A 16,869-nucleotide genomic window follows, 5' to 3' on the forward strand; every position below is an offset into this window, starting at 1 on the left:
ACCGAGTATAGCCCCGGGGCCGCAACATCACTCCACAGTCACGGTCACCTGCTGCACCACGTTGTTGCCCATCCCCTGGAAATTCCAGTTCTGCTCCAGTGGTTGGGTGGCACCCGTGATGTCCGTGGCGCGGCAGGAAAGGACGTGCTCGCCGGGGTTCGCCACCCAGGGCAGGCTCCACCGCCGCCACGCGTAGCCGCCCGCCGGCTTGTCCAAGTGGGCGGGCAGCCAGGTGCCGTCGATCCCCACGTCGACGGCGGTCACGGTACCTTCGCCGGACCATGCCCTGCCTTCCAGCATGACCGGGCCCGCACGCAGGAACCGTTGCCGGGAGAAGAAGTCCGGAACACCCGGCGGAACCATCAGCGAACGCACCCTGATCCGCGAAACCGGCGTGCCGGCGTCGTCCGCGGAGTCCTGGTAGCGGTACGCGACCTCCTGCTGGAAGCCCCTGAAGGGCGTCCTAACCACCTCGATGGACTCCAGCCACTTCACACTGGCCATCCCGTACCAGCCCGGGACCACCAGCCGCAGCGGGTAGCCATGCTGCGGCGGCAGGTCGGCGCCGTTCATTTGGTAGGCAAGGACGACGTCGGGACGCAGCGCCTCGCGGATCGGCAGGCTGCGTGCGTAGCGCTGGGGGACGCCGCCCTGTATCCCGGCGTCGGCTCCGGTGAAGACCACCTCCACCGCGTCCGGAAGTACGCCCGCCTTGCCAAGGAGGTAGGCCAGTGGAACCCCGGTCCAGTGGGCCGTGCCCACCGCCTCCAGGACCCACGGCTGGCTGAGGGGCCGGGGCTCAAGGAGCGACCGGCCGTTCCCTGCGCACTCGAGGGTGACGGGCACGGTGATGGCAGGGTCCCTGCGGAGCGCCGCCATGCCCAGTTCCAGGGCGCGTTCTACGGCCCCGCCGATCCGCAAATGCCAGGACGAACCGTCGAGCTCCGGAATGTCGAAGTGCGTCAGCACGTAGTGGAGCCCGGGCGGGGTGACGTCGCGGCGGAGCGCCTCCAGTGGCATGGAGTGGTTCCGGGCGGCGAGCTGCAGTTCCTCCCGGGTGAGCGGGCCGGACGCAGGCTGCGTGGCCGGTGACGGCGCCGGCGCCGGCTCCTGCCGGGTTGACTGCTGGTTGCTGTAATTCATGGCCGTGCGATTCTGCTTGGCGGACTAACGACGCCCCCGGCACCAACAGGTCTACGCCGGGCCCACCCGCCCGTCAACGAAATTAAATCGCCGCTACAGCACCGGCCGCGTCAAGAACTCGGCGAGGCTGATGGGGTCCTGGCCGGTCAGCCCGTGGACGTCCGGCGAAAGCCCTGCCATCTCGCCTGCTGCCATGGCCGTGTAAGTGCTGACCCAGGCATCCAGCTGCCACTGCGGAGCCCCGTAGGAGGCCCGGGATGCGTAGGCTTCCTCCAGCGTCTCCGGCTGGTAGCGCACGGTCCGCCCGGTCCCGGTACTGAGCACCTCGGCGGCCTGCGCCATGGTCAGCTCTTCCGGCCCGGTGAGGTTGTACGTCATGCCCTTATGGATGGCTGGATCGCGCAGCACCGCGTAGGCGCAGCGTGCGATGTCCTCCCGCGCCACCCCCGAAAAGACGCCGTCACCGGCAGGTCCGCGGATCACGCCGTCGTCCCCGGTCATCAACGGCAGGAAGTCCAGGTAAAAGTTGTCGCGCAGGAGGGTGTATTCCATCCCGGACGCCTTGATCCGCTCCTCCGTGGCGTAGTGGTCCCTGGCCAGGGTGAAGGTGGCATCCGGCGCCGCGCCGTAGAAGGACGTGTACACCACGTGCTCCACTCCGGCCTCCGCAGCGGCGTCCACGAACGCGTAATGCTGCTGCAGCCTGTCCTCGGACTCCGCGGCGGACACCATGAACAGGACTTTCGCTCCCTCCAGGGCCTGCCGGGAGGCCGCGCCGTCCCCGTAGGAACACACCACCGCATGCGCGCCGTCCAGCTGCGGCGCCCGCACGGCGTCGCGCACCAGCAGGCGCTGGGCGAAACCGGACGCGGCAAGCTCCCGCGCCACCATGCCGCCCAGGCCTCCGGTGGAGCCGGTGACCGCAAGCTCCGGCAGTTCCGACGGGGACGCCACTTACGCTTCCCGTGTGGCCGGCGACTTGGTCTGTGCCGGGTCCCGTTCTGCGAGGCCGCCGATGGCGTCGTCGATCCGCTTGAGGACCTCCGCCTCCAGCTTCACGCCGGCGGCGCCCACGCTGTCGGCGATCTGCTCGGGCCGGGACGCACCCACGATGGCGGACGCCACGTTGGGGTTCTGCAGCACCCAGGCGACGGCCAGCTGCGGCATGGTCAGCCCTGCCTCCTGGGCAATCGGCTTCAGTTCCTGCACGGCTGCCAGCACGTCATCCCGCATCCACCGCTGGATCATCTTGGCGCCACCCTTTTCGTCCGTGGCGCGGCTGCCCTCGGGAGCTGGCTGGCCGGGCTGGTACTTGCCGCTGAGGACGCCCTGTGCCATGGGGGACCAGACAATCTGGGACACGCCCAGTTCTTCCGACGCCGGAACCACCTCGGCCTCGATGACGCGCCAGAGCATGGAGTACTGCGGTTGGTTGGAGATGAGCTGGAAGCCCAGTTCCTTGGACAGCTTGTGGCCTTCGCGGAGCTGCTCCGCGGTCCACTCGCTCACGCCGATGTACAGCGCCTTGCCCTGGCGGACGATGTCAGCGAACGCCTGCATGGTTTCTTCCAGCGGCGTTTCGAAATCGTAGCGGTGGGCCTGGTACAGGTCCACATAATCCGTCTGCAGCCGGCGCAGCGAACCGTTGATGGATTCCATGATGTGCTTGCGGGACAGGCCCAGATCGTTCTTGCCCTTGGGACCGGTTGGGCCGAAGACCTTGGTGAAGATTTCCAGGGACTCGCGCCGCTCATCCTTCAGGGCCTCGCCCAGGACGGTCTCCGCGGCCGTGTTGGCGTAGACGTCTGCTGTATCGAAGGTGCTGATGCCGGCGTCGAGGGCCGCCCGCACGCACTGGGTGGCGACGTCGTTCTCCACCTGCGAGCCGTGTGTCAGCCAGTTGCCGAACGTGATTTCCGAGACTTTGAAGCCGCTGTTTCCGAGGTATCTGAATTCCATGTGTTCACGCTAACGCAGATGGTTGCTCAGGGTAAGGGCTTAGCCATTCTCCTTGGCCTGTTCCTTGAGTACCTGCTGCGGGCCGGCCAGCGACACGAGGGATCCGGTATCCAGCGGCGGCACCGGGTGCAGCGGCTGCGGCTTCTTGAATGACCGCGGCATTTCATGCGGCGGGCGGTGGTTGTGCAGGGCGGACTCCACCAGCGGGGCCACTTCGGAGACCTTGTCCGCAGGTACGGCCGGGTCCGGAAGGTCCCGGACGGACAACTTGATTTCCGGCCGTTCCGCCCGTGCCCTGGCTTGGGCGCGCTTATCCGCCTCGGCAACAGCGGAGGCCCAGTCTTCCGCGAGGACCGCGGGTTCAGGGCGCGCGGCGGCAAGCTTGGGATGGCGTACGACGGCGGTGCGGAGCGACTCCTTCACCCGGTCCGGCTTCAGCGCGACGGCCCGTTCCCGGAGCGGCTTACGGGACTGAGCGCGGCTGGTTGCCGTGTTGGCAGAACGCCCTTCGCCGGTCCTGCCCGGGACGCGGCCGAAGAGGACCATCAGCACGAGGGCGGCCAGGCGGCCAAGGCCTGCGAGGACCAGGGTGATGACCCCCAGCAGGAAGAGGACGCCGAACATCATGAGGGCCACGCCCACAGTGCCCAGGAAGGTCAGGTTGAGGACGAGAGTGTCCGGGTGGTCCACGTCAGCTCTCCTCTCTGCCTTCGTCCTGGGCCTACGTCCGGGCAACAAGTGCCGGACCCGCAAGCTCCTTCTCCACCATACGGATTTTTGGCCGGACGTGCCGCCCTCCACAGCATCATGGCCGGGGTTGTAGCGAACCTGTTACCGGATGTGACAGCATCGCCGGGTGACCGACCCAATTGATTCCTCAAACTGCATGTGCCTGTCCGGGGAGCCGTACTCCCAGTGCTGCGGCCGGTTCCATTCGGGCCGGGCCCAGGCGGCGACGGCGGAGCAGCTCATGCGGTCCCGCTACACCGCATTTGTCCAGCTGGACGAGGATTACCTCCTGCGCACACACCACCCCTCCACTGCGCCGGCGGGCCTGGACCTGGATCCGGCCATGGAGTGGCGCCGCCTGGACATCGTGGCCACCAGCAACGGCGGCCCGTTCGATACCGAGGGAAGAGTGGAGTTCAAGGCCTACTACCGGCACGGCAACGACCGGGGCGTCCTGCACGAGGACAGCAGGTTCGTCCGCGAGGACGGCCGGTGGTTCTACGTGGACGGCGACATCCTCGCCTGACTACTCCTCGTCGTCGTAGAACTCGCTGTCCGGGGTGAAGCCGGCGCGGTCAACCTTCCGGTGGAAGCGCATGCCTGCCAGGCCGCCGAGGATGGCTCCGATGAGGGCCACTGCTGCCACCACCACCGCGGCGATGATGCTGGTGGTGGTGAGCTGGCCTTCATTGACGGGGATGCGGGGGAAGCTGTTCAGGTTGGCGAGGACGTTGAACTGCTGTCCTGCCACGAGCCCCAGGATTGCCACCACGATGGCCGCGATCAAGGCCCACACCCACACCATGAGCCCCTGCTTGGCGCCGTTGAAGCGGGCCATCCGGCCGGCCACGTAGCCGCCGCAGTAGTAGGAGAGAAACAGGATCACCAGCAGGACGATGATGCCCACCAGTCCGACGGTGCCGCTGTTCTGCGCAGCCTGGTTTACGGCCTGGTTGACGTCGGTGTTATTGGCGAGCCCCACGGCGGTGCCGGCGGCGGCCACCAGCGCCGTCAACAGCACGGCCATACCGGTAGCGGTCAGCCAGCCAAAGAACGCCGAACCCACCTTGATGCCGCCAAACCGCTCCTTCTGGCGCGCGACGGCGGTTTCCCTGTCTGCCAGTCCGGCGTCAACTACGGGGGTGGCAACAGTCGGCGCGGGCTGGTATTCCCGCTCCGCCCTGACGTCCGCGCGGTCACGGTCCACCACGGCGTCCCGGTCCCTGCCAATGCCGCGGTCACGGTCCACGGCGCGGGTTGGCACTTCTTCCCGCGCCCCCACTCCTTCCCGGGCCGGCGCCTGGTCAAACGAGCGCGTGGCGGCGTCGTCGGCGTTACCGTTGCGGTAGCTTCCGCTGCGGGTGGTTTCGTCCTCCCGGGCGCGGCGGGGAGGCGGGTTCTCTGGGTCCGTTGAGCTGCTCATGCCTCAACTCAACCACCCGCCCCAGCCGATAGCAAGCGTGCTTACTATTTTGTGACCTGCGGTTTTACCGGTATTTCCGGTGCAGGTCCTCCTTTTGGGACGGCCCCGGCGAGGCATCGGCGATCCAGGGGCCGGTGCCTTCGGACTGGTCCAGCACGCCCGCCTCAAGCCACGTGTAGTCACCGGCCAGGACCTTGCGCGTCAGCTCCCGGTCGGCGTCGTCCGTGTTCCGCCACAGCTGGTCGAAGTACTCGTCCACACGCACCCTGGCCTGCTCGCAGTAGGCGTCGGCCAGTTCGTACGCGCCGGCGGCCTTGTCAGGGGACGTCTTGAGGAGCATCTCGGCGCGGGAACAGCAGGCGGTCATGGCGAAGAGTTCGGCGCCGATGTCCACCACGCGGCCCAGGAACGCCTGCTTCCGCTCCAGCTTGGCCTGCCACCGGCCCATGCCGTAGAAGGTTTGACGTGCCAGCCGGCGCGACGAGCGTTCCACGAAGCGGAGGTGCTTGGCCAGCCTGCCGAACTCACCGTACGAGCGGGGGTCCATGCCGGCGCCGGCGACCAATTTCGGCAGCCATTTGGCATAGAAGCTGGAAGCCCCGACGGCGGCCTTCGCTTTGTCGGCCAGGCTCGCGTCCAGGGACGCAAGGTCGCCGGCGGCAGCAAGGTGCGCATCCACCGCTTCCCGGGCGATCAGCAGCCGCATGATTTCCGAGGACCCCTCGAAGATCCTGTTGATTCGCAGGTCCCGCAACTGTTGCTCGGCCGGCACCGCACGTTCACCCCGCGCGGCCAGCGACTCTGCGGTCTCGAAGCCCCGCCCGCCACGGATCTGGACCAGCTCGTCCGCAATGGTGCAGCTGATCTCGGTGGCCCAGAGCTTGGCGAGCGCCGCCTCGATCCGGACGTCCTTCTGGCCGGCATCGGCAAGCTCGGCGGAGAGTTCGAAGACCGCGTCCAGGGCAAAGGCCGAGGCCGCGATGAACGCAATTTTCTTGCCCACGGCTTCGTGTTCGCCCACGGGACGGCCCCACTGGGTGCGGGCGTTGGACCATTCCCGGGCAATCTTCAAGCTCCACCGCCCGGAGGCCACGCAGAGGGCGGGTAACGCCAGGCGGCCGGTATTAAGCGTGGTGAGCGCGATCTTCAGGCCCTGCCCCTCGCGGCCCAGCCGGTTGGCGGCCGGCACCCTTACCTGATGGAAGCGGGTCACCCCGTTCTCGATGCCGCGCAGGCCCATGAACGCGTTCCGGTTCTCCACCGTGATGCCCGGGGAATCCATTTCCACCACGAACGCACTGATGCCGCCCTTGTGCCTGGTGCCGTCCGGATCGGTGTGCGCCGGGACCACCGCCATCACCACCACCAGTTCGGCGATCACCCCGTTGGTGGTCCAAAGTTTCACGCCGTCCAAAAGGTACGCGTCGCCGTCGTCCGTTGGAGTTGCTGTGCTGCCCAGGCGCGCGGGATCGCTGCCCACGTCCGGTTCGGTGAGGAGGAACGCGGTGACGGCACCGGCGGCACAGCGGGGCAGGTACTCGCGCTTCTGTTCCGGCGTGCCAAAGACCTTTACCGGCTCCGGCACGCCGATGGACTGGTGGGCAGAGATGAGGGCGCCCAGGCTGGGGTGCACGCTGCCCAGCAAGGCAAGGGCCCGGCCGTAGTACACCAGCGAGAGCCCAAGGCCGCCGTATTCCTCCGGGATCTTCATGCCAAAGACGCCCAGATCCGTCAAGCCCTTGATGTAGTCGTCCGGGATCTTTGCTTCCCGCTCGATCGCGCGGCCGGACATGGTTTTGGCGAACTCCGTGAGGCGGGCCATGAACTCCTCACCCCGTTCCACGGATGCAGGGTCCGCGGCAGGCCACGGGTGGACCAGGTCCAGGTCAAAGCTGCCAAGGTAAAGGCCCTTGGCGAAGCTTGGACGGTCCCAGCCATATTCGCGGGCGGCTTCGGCGACGGCCCGGGCATCTTCAGCGGTGGCCCCGGCACCGATCTTGCCGGCGGGGACGGGGGTCTCATCAGCCGGGGCGTCCTTGGCCTGGCTGTCAGTGGCGGAGGTCATGGGTTATCTCCTTGGCCGGATGGCCGGTGTAGCCATGGATCCGCCGGGGTTGGAGAACCCTTCAGCTGTCCCTCAAGATTACCCGCGGGTAGGTTCCGGTGCTAGGGGACGTTTGGCCCTGGAAATCGGCCGGAAGGTCCACGGCGGAGGCGCGGCGGACCAGCTTGTCCCAGCCGGCGTTGATTCCGTGGACTACGGCCATCAGCGTATTGGCCACCACCATCCAAATGAGTTTGCCCACCCCCAGTACCGCCAGCGCGACCAGCCCCGCCGTGAGGACGAATCCGGCCAGGACGGCACCGAAAACCAGGGTACCGATGAACACCAAGGTGGCTGTTTCCACTGAACTCAAATCGAACTGCATGAATCCCCCTGCTGCGACATTGCTATGCGAAAGACTGCTGTGTGGCGAAGACCAGTAGCAGCAGATTAGAGTGACGCGGCGCGGCCAGCCAGAGCAGGATGGGACAGAAGTGACTGTTGATACGGGATCGAAACACTACCGGCAGGTAGGTCACGAAGCGGTCGCGGCGGGCTGCGTTAACCTTGTAGTTGGCAGTTTTCCGGTCCGTCCCGTTCGGTCGGCCCTGCCCAGCGCCCGGAACAGCCCAACAGCCAACAGCCCAAGGAGAGTGTGTGCCCCGCTCCGCCAGGTCATCCGCTGACGCCATCAGCGCCCGGCTCCGGGACCTCGAACTCCTCACCAAGGGACCTGCCTGGGCCCTGACGCGCTCGGCGCCGTGGGTGATCGCGGTGCTGCAGGCTTCCTTTACCCGCACCCGGCCCCAGGTGCCGCTCGAGGAGTTCCACGCCGACGTCGACACCTTCCTTGAGGAGCTCCGGCGCCAGGACCCCGGGCTGGGAGGAGGGGCCAACGGCAAGGCTTTTGGCGATGAGTGGACCCGGCGGCAGTTCCTGACCCGCCGCAACCAGTCCGGACAGATTGTCTATGAGGCCACCGAGCCTGCAGCCCGTGTGCTCGCCTTCCTGGACAGCCTCTCCAGTGAGCGGTCCACCCTGAACGGTTCCCGCTTGGGCACGCTCCTGGGCGATGTGGAAAAGCTCGCCAACGAAACCAACCCGGACCAGAGCGCCCGCCTCGAAGCGCTGGAAGAGGAAATTGAGGAGCGCCAGCAACTGATCGAGGACATCAGCACCGGCGAGTTCGACGGCCTGCTTGACGACGACGAAGCCGTCGAAGCTGCCGGGAACATCCTGGACCTCGCCGCGAGCCTGCCTGCCGACTACAAAAAGATGCGCGACCGGATCGAGGAACTGGTGGGTGAACTCCGCAACCAGATCATCGAGGAGTCGCTGACCAAGGGTGCCACGATGGCCCAGGTCCTGGAAGCCGACAAGCGGCTGCGCCAGAGCCCCGAGGGAAGGACGTTCCGTTCCTTCACCGCATTCCTTGAGGACCCGCAGCAGCAGCTTCGCTTCCGCTCCGCTATCGGTGAGGTCCTGAGCCGGCAGTTCGCGGACGAGCTCTCACCCGAGGACCGGGAAACGCTGAAGAACCTGGTGGCCGAGCTCCGCCAGCAGCACAGCCAGATCCAGCGCATCTACGGCAAGCTCAGCGAAAGCCTCAACACGTACGTCCAGAGTGACGACTTCCGCCAATCGGTCAGGCTGCGCCAGGTCCTGCGCGAAGCCGAGCAGGCCATCCGCTCCCTCCCGTACGAGCGGGAACGGCCCGGTCTGGTTCCCGGGCCGGTCCTCTACAACGCCGGCTTCGAGTCCCTGTCCATGGTGAAGCTGTTCGACCCGGACGAGTTCGCGGCACCGCCCCGCCTGGCCGACCCCATCGCCTTCACCGACTCGGACCGGGTGCGCTCGCCGAGGACGGGCAAGGCCAAGCCGGCCGTGGTCCGGGCGGCCCTGGCAGGAGCCGCAACGTTGGCCGACGCCTGGCAGCAGCTGCCGCCCGAAGAGCAGCACATCAACTCCATCCGCGCCCTGCTGTCGGAGGCCCTGCACGCCGGGGCCGACTTTAACCGCAGCGACTATGAGGGCCTGGACTTCGAACAGATAGACGGCTCAACCCGCAGGGCCTACCTGCCGGTGGTCACGCTCGCAAAGGATTCAGATGACTGAGGTTTCACACGACGCCGGCCTGGACGAGGCTGAGGATATCCAGCCTGGGGCCGAGCCCGCACCGGCAGCCGAGCGCCCGTTCACCGTTTCACCGCGCGACACCTTCGTCGACGGCGCTGCGCTGTTTCCCGGCGACACCGGCGTCCTGTCCATGAAGGTGCGCCAGGCCCTGGTGAAGCTCCTCAAGGGCCCGTACATCGACGGTGGCCGCGACGAGAAGCTGTGGACCGTACTCCTGGACAACCAGGTAACCCTGCGCAGCCGCCTCTCCGAGTTGTTCCTCACCCTGCAGCTGGACCACGAGCGGAAGATCGCCGTTCTCCGGCCGGTGGACCCGGAGGTGATCGGCGGCAGCACCCGGTCCAGCATCCTGCGCCAGCAGCGTGCCCTCAGCCGGGTGGAAACCATCGTGCTGCTCCGCCTCCGCCTGCTGCTGGACCGGCACGTCACCGCCCAAACCGATCCCACCATCACCCGCGAGGAAATTACGGACCTGGTGGCGCACTACCAGCCTGCCGGGCAACAGGACGCCCTCCGCGACTCCGACGTGGTCACCCGCGCCATCACCAAGCTCCTGGCCCGCCAACTCCTGCTGCCCACGGGCTTGGACGACGTCTACACGATCTCCAATGCCTTGCCCCTGGCCCTGCCGTTCGAAAACATCGGCGACATCCCGGCCCACATCGAGGCCTTGGTAGCAGCGTCGGCAGATCCCACGGGCACAGAAGCGCTAATAGACCTCGACGGCGATACTTCGGGTGAGGACGACGGTGCGGGGGACGACGACGCCGATGCCGCCCCCGGCACCAGCGGTGACGACGGGGACATGCGGCAGCGTGCGTCTAAGCGAGGAACGAGCGAGCACGCCGAGCATGTGCCCGGTGGCGGCGCGAACGAAAGCAAGACTGAGGTGACTAAATGACGATCGCGAGCATGCTCCCGTTGGGGGATGTCACGAACCCGGGGCAGATGCGGCTTGCGTTGGTGCAGGTGGTCAACTGGGGGACGTTCCATGGGGCGCACACGATGCACGTGGACCGCGACGGGACGCTGCTGACGGGTAACTCGGGCGTGGGCAAGTCGACGTTGTTCGATGCGATGCTGCGGGTGTTTGATGCGCGGCCCCGGTCCAATGAGGCGGCGGCGCAGCGTTCGGGGGCGGTGGAGGACAAGCGGACCACGTTCACGTATATGCGCGGCAAGGTGGGGGACAAGGCCGTGGGCGAGGGCTCGGCCAGTGCGTTCCAGCGGCCGGGTGCCACGTGGTCCGCCGTCGCCCTGACATTCGACAACGCGGCCGGCACGCGGGTGACGATCTCGGCGCTGTTCGACCTGCCCAAGAACGGCACGGAGTCCAGCGTGGGCCGGTTCTACCTGATCGACAACGTGCCCCTGGACCTGGAGACGCTGGAGGGGATTGCGGACAAGCGCTTCACCAAGGGAGCGCTGGAGACGATCTTCCCGCACGCCCAGGTCTTCGACGTCCACAAGGCGTTCGCGGAGCGGTTCCGGCGCCTTCTGGGTATCAGCTCGGACCAGGCGCTGCCCCTGCTGCGCGTGATCCAGGCCGGCAAGGGCTTGGGCGGGAGCGTCAACACGTTCTTCCGCGACCAGGTCCTGGACGCCCCCGCAACGTTGGCCGCCGCGGATGACGTGGTGGAGGAGTTCAGCAACCTGATGTCCATCCGCCAGCGGCTGGAGGACGTCCGGCAGCAGCGCGACCAGCTGGCGCCGGTGCCGGGGCTGAACCGGGAGTACGCGCAGTCGCTGCTGGACGCCAACCGGCTCCGGGAGCTGGTGGGCGAGGAGTTCGAGGCGTACAAGCAGCAGCTCGCCGTCACGGTCCATCAGAAGACCCTGCTCCGCTTCCGTGAACTGGCCCAGGCGAAAGCCAAGGAACTCGGCGCCGAGCGGGGTGTCCGGGATGGCCTGGCCAGGGAACTGCGGCAGCTGGAGACCGACTACAACAACCAGGGCGGTAACGCGATCTCCGCAATCGAGCAGTCGCTGGAGAACGCCCGGGTTGGCCTGAAGCTCCGCCAGCAGGTGGAGGAGGCGGCCCAGCAGGCGCTGGCCGACGCCGGGCTGCAGCTGGAGTGGAGCGCCGCCGGTTGGGAGCAGGCCCACGAACAGGCGGCGGCACGGTCGGCAGAGCTGAAGGATGATTCGCAGGCGCTTCAGGAGCTGCGGTTCGAGGCGTTTGACGCCCATGCCAGCCGGAAACGCGAGCTGGCCGCTGCCGAGCAGGAGCTCGTCTCGCTGAAGACGCGCAAGTCCCTCCTGCCGCCGTCGAGCATCGAAAACCGTGCGGCTATCGCCGCCGCAACCGGCGTACCCGAGGACCGGATGCCCTTCGCCGGTGAACTGATGGATCTGGCCGAGGGAGAGGAACGGTGGCGTCCGGCTGCGGAGCGTGCCCTCCGCAGCCTGGCCACCACCCTGCTGGTCCCCGGTGAGCACTTCGGTGCCGTGACCCGGTACCTCAACGACCACAATGTCCGCGGCGCGCTCCGGGCAGTGGACGTGTCCAAGCCGCTTGCCGGCGGTGCGCTCGCCGTGGAGGACGCGCGCGACGGCGACCTGCTCACCAAGCTGGACATCCTCGCCGCCGGCTCGGCTGCCGAGGCCGGCGAATGGGTCCGCGAGCGGATCGCCCTGGACTTTGCCTACCCCTGCGTCGAAGACCCCGACGAGCTGGCCGGCATGGACAAGGGCCTGAGCCTGGGCGGCGTGGTCAAGCGCAACCGGCACACGGTGGAAAAGGACGACCGCTTCACCAGCCGGCAGGACTACGTCCTGGGCTTCGACAACGCCGCCAAGCTGGAACTTGTGGCGGCCCAGGTGGAGGACCTCCGGCAGGAAGTGGCCAAAGCCGCCGAGCTGGCGCAGAGCCGCGAGGACTCGCACCAGGGCATGAGCCGGCAGCTCGATGCGCTGCGGAGGATTGCCGAAGATGACCGCCCGTGGGAGCAGGTGTCTGCGGCAGTTGCTGCCGATGAGCTGGCGCGGATAGAGCAGCGGCTCAAGGACGCCCTGGACGCCCAGGCGGACCTGGAACCGCTCCGCGCCACCATCGAGGAGGTCCGGCAGAAGCACCAGTCCAGCACGGAATCCGCCGCGGTCCTGCAAAGCGAATATAAGGCACTCGACCGCCAGCTGACGGCTGCGGACACCCTGCTGGAAGCCGCGCGGAACCGCCTTGCCCAGGCGCCGCCGTCGGATCCCACCGTCAAAGCGCTGGAACCGTACTTCGCGGAATTCGGCGACGTCACCGAGATGCACGAGCTGGACAACCTGGCCAACCGGGTCCGCACCGCCCTGCTGGGCGAACTGCACACCGCGGAGTCACGCGGACAGGCCACGGCCGAGCGGCTCACCCGCATCTTCGAAGGTTTCGTGCGCGAGTGGGGCAGCGCCATCTCGGCGGACCACGGCACCAGCATCGGCGCGGCCAGCGAATTCGAGGCCCGGTACCACGCAATCGTCAACGACGGGCTGCCTGCGCAGGAAGCGGAGTTCCGGCAGTTCTTCAACCAGCGCACGCATGAATCGTTCAGCACCCTGCTGCACCTGCTGGACGAGGAACGCCGCTCCATCACCAGCCGGATCCTGCCGCTGAACGGCATCCTGTCGCAGGTGAACTTCCACGAAGGCAGCTACCTGGAACTGGACATCAAGCAGACGCTGCCGCCCACGGCCAAGCAGTTCAAGGACGCCATCCAAAACGCCCTGAAGGCGCGGCATACCCGGCCGGCCAAGGCGGAGGCAGCCCGCGCGGACGGTTCCGGCCCCGACAAGGACGACGACGGCGAGCTCACCGCCCGCTACAAGTCCCTGGAAACCCTGGTGAAGAGACTTGGATCGCAGGCACCCGAGGACCGGCGATGGCGCGCCGAGGTGCTGGACGTGCGCGGACATCTGTTCATCCAGTGCAAAGAGCACAGGGAAGTGGCAGGCCCCCGCGGCGGCAAAAAGACCGAGGTGTTCATGCACGCCGACACCGGTTCCATGTCCGGCGGCGAGCGACAGCGGTTTACGGCGTTCATCATGGCCGCGGCCCTGAGCTACCAGCTGGGCATCGCGGAGCAGGGCTTCACCACTTACGGCACAGTGATGATGGACGAGGCCTTCGTGCTCGCCTCCGAGGAGTTCGCAGGTGCCGGGATCAAGGCGTTGCACGAGTTCGGCTTCCAGCTGCTGCTGGCAGCCCCCGAAAACGTGATCGACCTGTCCCGGCACCTGGGCTCGGTCACCGAGATCCTCCGCGACCGGCGCACCAACCGCTCCGGCGTCCTTACCGCGCCCGTAATCCGGCCCCGTCCCGGCGAGGAAGGGGCCTGGCGGTCCGAGGCAAACCCGGTGGACATCGTCCTGCGCTAGCCCTACTTGGACTGCGCGCCTACTTCGACTGCACTCTGCCCAGGAACTGCGCCGTGCGTTCCTGCAGGCCCTGGATCTGGCGCACCACCACGGCGGCCGGATCCGGGTTGATCTCGTTGACCGGCGGTTCCTTGCGGACGTTGCCGCAGCACAGGAAGTCGGCGCAGATCAGGGTGCCCACGGTGTTGCCGTCGCGGCCGGATTGTCCGGCCCGTTTGGCGACCCAAAGAAGCACGTCTTCTTTTGAGAACACGTCGCGGCAGAGCTCGCACAACACCGAGCGCTTCTTCCTGGCGCCGCCTTCGGGTGCCCGGAGCATGATTCCCGTCAGGCCTTTGGCCCCGGGAACCACCAGGTAACCGCGCAGCGGCATCTTTTCGTCGCGCCAGCCCAGGAACTCCAGGTTGTCCCAGTCAAGGGAGTCGAAGTTCTTGGGCAGTGTGAGTTTTGCAGCCTCTGAGCGGCTGGCGTTGATGAACGATGAACGGATCTGTTGGGGCGTGACTGATTGCATGGCTGAACTTTCATGAAAGGTGGGCGGCCCGGAGCCGGGCCAGGGTAACGAGGGGGAGTCAGTCAGTTCCCGCGGTGCAGGCCAAAGCGGCCACCCCGCTTCCCGCGGCAGCGGCGGCCCAAGTGACCGTCTGCGTGCGCATTGTTCCCGTTGTCCTGTTCCTGTTCAGCATCCCGGTGTTTCTGCCGCCGGTCCGGCAAGGCCATCCTGCCAGTTCAACTCCCCCGTGTCCAAGAACCCCGGTCGTCTGTGCTGCATCGCCTTCCCCGGATTAGGCAATGAAAGTGTTGCGTAATACCCCGAAACATAGGTTAGCCTTACTTAAGTTTTTGTCAGCCTGATTCAAGGAGTCCCGTGACCAGCCCCTTATTCCCCGGCCCCGTACCCACCCGCCGGACGCTCTTCTCTTCCGCCGCCAAGGCGACGGCAGTGCTGGCAGCGGCAGCACTCACGCTTTCCGCCTGCAGCACGGGCCCAACCACCCCGGTTGCGGATGCGGGCAACGCCACCAGCAGCACAGCATTCCCGGTCACCATCAAGCACGTGTATGGCGAGACCACCATCGAGAAGCAGCCCACCCGCGTTGCCACGGTCTCCTGGGTGAACGACGACGTCGCGATCGCCCTCGGGGTGGTCCCGGCAGGTGTTCCCAAGAATGAATGGGGCGGCAACCCGCAGGGCTCCACACCATGGAAGGACGCGGCCCTCGAAAAGCTGGGAGCCGGATTCGGGTCGGCCAAGGCACCAGTCCAGTACTCGGAGGCGGACGGCATCAACTTCACCGAAATCGCCAAGCTCAACCCGGACGTCATCCTCGCCGCCTACTCCGGCCTCACCGAAGAGGACTACAGGAAACTCAGCGGGATCGCCCCCGTGGTGGCCCACCCCGACGTGGCGTACGGAACGTCGTGGCAGGACGCCACCACCATCATCGGCAAGGCCCTGGGCAAGGAGGGCGAAGCCGCCAAGCTCGTCTCCGACACGGAAGCCACCGTCAAGGACAAGGTTTCCCAGTACCCGCAGATCCAGGGCAAGAGCTTCATTTACGGCAACCTGGAGCCAGTGAAGGGCGACGGCGTCAACGTCTATACCGCCAACGACAACCGCCCCCGTTTCCTGAGCGAAATCGGCATGACGCTGGCCCCGGTGGTTGCGGACAACTCCAAGGGATCCAAGGAGTTCTACATTCCATGGTCGGCCGAGAAGGCGAACGAGCTGCTGTCGGACATCTTCGTCACCTGGGTTCCCGACTCCTCCACAGCGGACGCCATCAAGGCCGATTCGCTGCTCGGCCAGATCCCCGCCATCAAAAACGGCGCCCTGGTAGCAGATTCTGACAACACGCTGACCCTGTCCATCTCGGCTTCGTCGCCGCTGAGCCTGCCCTGGTCCCTGGACGCGTTCCTGCCGCAGTTGGCCGCCGCCGCGGCCGCAGTGAAGTAGGGGAATTTACATGAGTACGACGACGGCGCGTCCGGCAGCGGACAACGGCACCGGGCTGCCGGCCATGGCAGCCCCGGGCACCCTCCGCGGTGATGCTCCGGGAAGGAGACGGGCCGCCTGGCTCCTGGCCGCCGTCGTCGTGCTGGTGCTGCTGGCCGGGGCATCGCTGGCCGTGGGCGCCCGCGACGTTCCGCCCGGCACCGTGTGGCAGGCCCTCACCGCGTTCAACGCCACGAACGGGGACCATGCCGTGGTCCATGCACGGATCCCGCGCACTGTCCTGGGCCTGCTGGCCGGAGGCGCGCTGGGCCTTGCCGGCGCGGCGATGCAGGGGGTGGCCCGCAATCCGCTGGCCGATCCCGGCATCATCGGGGTGAACGCGGGGGCAGCCCTGGCAGTGGTCACCGGGATCTACATCTTTGGTGCCACCAGTTTCACCGGCTATGTCTGGTTCGCCTTCGCCGGGGCTGCCGCAGCTGCTGTCGTCGTGTACCTCATCGCTTCGCTGGGCCGGGAGGGAGCCACGCCGGTGAAGCTCGCGCTGGCGGGAGCAGCATTGAGTGCCGGGCTGTCATCGCTCATGAACGTAATCTTGGTCTCCAGCCAGGACACGTTGGACAGGTTCCGCTTCTGGCAGGTGGGCGGCATCGCAGGCCGGGACTGGTCGGTGCTCCTGCCGGGCCTGCCGTTCCTGGCGGCCGGTGCGATGATCGTGCTGTTCGCCGGGCGGCTCCTCAACAGCCTGGCACTCGGGGACGATACCGCCCGCGGGCTCGGGCAGCGGGTGGGCCTGTCCCGCGCGGTGACCGCACTGGGTATCGTCCTGCTCTGCGGCACTGCCACCGCCCTGGCCGGGCCCATCGGCTTCGTGGGCCTTGTCATCCCGCACGCAGTCCGCTTCCTCACAGGCCCGGACTACCGCTGGATCCTGCCCTTCTCTATGGTGGCCGCCCCTGCACTGCTGCTTGCCGCGGACATCATTGGCCGCGTGGTGCTGCTGCCCGGTGAGGTTCCGGCCGGGATCATGACTGCCTTAATCGGCGCCCCGGTGTTCGTGTGGCTTGTCCGCCGCGGGAAGGGGGCTTCGCTGTGAGTATCAAGGAGCCTGCGACGCTGACC

Annotated in this window: 14 protein-coding genes; 6 read left to right on the forward strand and 8 right to left on the reverse strand. The window is 67.1% G+C overall.

What is annotated here, in order from left to right; translation table 11 throughout:
* Positions 1-27: 27 nt before the first annotated feature.
* From FBY30_RS07210 to FBY30_RS07225, 4 genes are all read right to left on the reverse strand, one after another.
* Positions 28-1,143 carry a sulfite oxidase gene (locus tag FBY30_RS07210; protein WP_142132255.1) on the reverse strand — a complete coding sequence of 372 codons (1,116 nt, stop codon included), beginning with the start codon at positions 1,141-1,143 and terminating at the stop codon, positions 28-30.
* Positions 1,144-1,236: 93 nt separating this feature from the next.
* Entirely contained in the window at positions 1,237-2,097 is an 861-nt protein-coding gene (locus FBY30_RS07215; RefSeq protein ID WP_142132256.1) for an SDR family oxidoreductase, read from the reverse strand.
* A complete protein-coding gene (locus tag FBY30_RS07220; RefSeq protein WP_142132257.1) occupies positions 2,098-3,102 on the reverse strand; it encodes an aldo/keto reductase family protein in 1,005 nt (334 codons plus the stop codon).
* A gap of 39 nt (positions 3,103-3,141) precedes the next feature.
* Complete coding sequence (locus tag FBY30_RS07225; protein WP_142132258.1) at positions 3,142-3,792, reverse strand: hypothetical protein; 651 nt, start codon at positions 3,790-3,792, stop codon at positions 3,142-3,144.
* A gap of 196 nt (positions 3,793-3,988) precedes the next feature.
* Here FBY30_RS07225 and FBY30_RS07230 point away from each other — a divergent pair, with 196 nt between their 5' ends.
* On the forward strand, positions 3,989-4,357 hold the full coding sequence (locus FBY30_RS07230; protein WP_142134998.1) for a YchJ family protein: 369 nt from the start codon (positions 3,989-3,991) through the stop codon (positions 4,355-4,357).
* Here FBY30_RS07230 and FBY30_RS07235 read toward each other — a convergent pair whose 3' ends face one another.
* From FBY30_RS07235 to FBY30_RS07245, 3 genes are all read right to left on the reverse strand, one after another.
* Positions 4,358-5,254 carry a TIGR04086 family membrane protein gene (locus tag FBY30_RS07235; RefSeq protein WP_142132259.1) on the reverse strand — a complete coding sequence of 299 codons (897 nt, stop codon included), beginning with the start codon at positions 5,252-5,254 and terminating at the stop codon, positions 4,358-4,360.
* Positions 5,255-5,318: 64 nt separating this feature from the next.
* Positions 5,319-7,319 (reverse strand): acyl-CoA dehydrogenase family protein, encoded by a 2,001-nt coding sequence (locus FBY30_RS07240; RefSeq protein ID WP_142132260.1) that lies wholly within the window; start codon positions 7,317-7,319, stop codon positions 5,319-5,321.
* Between the two features lie 61 nt (positions 7,320-7,380).
* Positions 7,381-7,683, reverse strand: coding sequence for a hypothetical protein (locus FBY30_RS07245; protein ID WP_142132261.1), 303 nt, complete (start codon positions 7,681-7,683; stop codon positions 7,381-7,383).
* 272 nt (positions 7,684-7,955) lie between these two features.
* On the opposite strand from FBY30_RS07245, the gene FBY30_RS07250 reads away from it, so the two are divergent.
* Genes FBY30_RS07250 through FBY30_RS07260 form a run of 3 tightly spaced genes read left to right on the forward strand, consistent with a single transcriptional unit; the run spans position 7,956 to position 13,793 of the window.
* Positions 7,956-9,413 (forward strand): DUF3375 family protein, encoded by a 1,458-nt coding sequence (locus FBY30_RS07250; RefSeq protein WP_142132262.1) that lies wholly within the window; start codon positions 7,956-7,958, stop codon positions 9,411-9,413.
* Positions 9,406-10,335, forward strand: coding sequence for a DUF4194 domain-containing protein (locus FBY30_RS07255; RefSeq protein WP_142132263.1), 930 nt, complete (start codon positions 9,406-9,408; stop codon positions 10,333-10,335). The genes FBY30_RS07250 and FBY30_RS07255 overlap by 8 nt, the downstream gene beginning before the upstream one ends.
* Positions 10,332-13,793, forward strand: a complete 3,462-nt coding sequence (locus FBY30_RS07260; protein ID WP_142132264.1) for an ATP-binding protein — start codon at positions 10,332-10,334, stop codon at positions 13,791-13,793. Before FBY30_RS07255 ends, FBY30_RS07260 begins: the two co-directional genes overlap by 4 nt.
* A gap of 19 nt (positions 13,794-13,812) precedes the next feature.
* Here FBY30_RS07260 and FBY30_RS07265 read toward each other — a convergent pair whose 3' ends face one another.
* On the reverse strand, positions 13,813-14,307 hold the full coding sequence (locus FBY30_RS07265) for an FBP domain-containing protein (protein WP_142132265.1): 495 nt from the start codon (positions 14,305-14,307) through the stop codon (positions 13,813-13,815).
* Positions 14,308-14,661: 354 nt separating this feature from the next.
* Between FBY30_RS07265 and FBY30_RS07270 the strand changes: the two genes are divergently transcribed.
* A complete protein-coding gene (locus tag FBY30_RS07270; protein ID WP_142132266.1) occupies positions 14,662-15,750 on the forward strand; it encodes an ABC transporter substrate-binding protein in 1,089 nt (362 codons plus the stop codon).
* A 64-nt stretch (positions 15,751-15,814) separates the two neighbouring features.
* Positions 15,815-16,843, forward strand: coding sequence for a FecCD family ABC transporter permease (locus FBY30_RS07275; protein WP_235009545.1), 1,029 nt, complete (start codon positions 15,815-15,817; stop codon positions 16,841-16,843).
* Positions 16,844-16,869: the final 26 nt, after the last annotated feature.

It is taken from the genome of Arthrobacter sp. SLBN-83, from assembly GCF_006715285.1.
GTDB lineage: Bacteria > Actinomycetota > Actinomycetes > Actinomycetales > Micrococcaceae > Arthrobacter.

What these genes read in the sequence shown, in the direction of transcription:
- FBY30_RS07235 (WP_142132259.1), bottom strand. Translation starts at nt 5,254, where the DNA reads ATGAGCAGCTCAACGGACCCAGAGAACCCGCCTCCCCGCCGCGCCCGG.
- FBY30_RS07210 (WP_142132255.1), bottom strand. Translation starts at nt 1,143, where the DNA reads ATGAATTACAGCAACCAGCAGTCAACCCGGCAGGAGCCGGCGCCGGCG.
- FBY30_RS07260 (WP_142132264.1), top strand. Translation starts at nt 10,332, where the DNA reads ATGACGATCGCGAGCATGCTCCCGTTGGGGGATGTCACGAACCCGGGG.
- FBY30_RS07265 (WP_142132265.1), bottom strand. Translation starts at nt 14,307, where the DNA reads ATGCAATCAGTCACGCCCCAACAGATCCGTTCATCGTTCATCAACGCC.
- FBY30_RS07255 (WP_142132263.1), top strand. Translation starts at nt 9,406, where the DNA reads ATGACTGAGGTTTCACACGACGCCGGCCTGGACGAGGCTGAGGATATC.
- FBY30_RS07220 (WP_142132257.1), bottom strand. Translation starts at nt 3,102, where the DNA reads ATGGAATTCAGATACCTCGGAAACAGCGGCTTCAAAGTCTCGGAAATC.
- FBY30_RS07245 (WP_142132261.1), bottom strand. Translation starts at nt 7,683, where the DNA reads ATGCAGTTCGATTTGAGTTCAGTGGAAACAGCCACCTTGGTGTTCATC.
- FBY30_RS07230 (WP_142134998.1), top strand. Translation starts at nt 3,989, where the DNA reads ATGTGCCTGTCCGGGGAGCCGTACTCCCAGTGCTGCGGCCGGTTCCAT.
- FBY30_RS07275 (WP_235009545.1), top strand. Translation starts at nt 15,815, where the DNA reads ATGGCAGCCCCGGGCACCCTCCGCGGTGATGCTCCGGGAAGGAGACGG.
- FBY30_RS07240 (WP_142132260.1), bottom strand. Translation starts at nt 7,319, where the DNA reads ATGACCTCCGCCACTGACAGCCAGGCCAAGGACGCCCCGGCTGATGAG.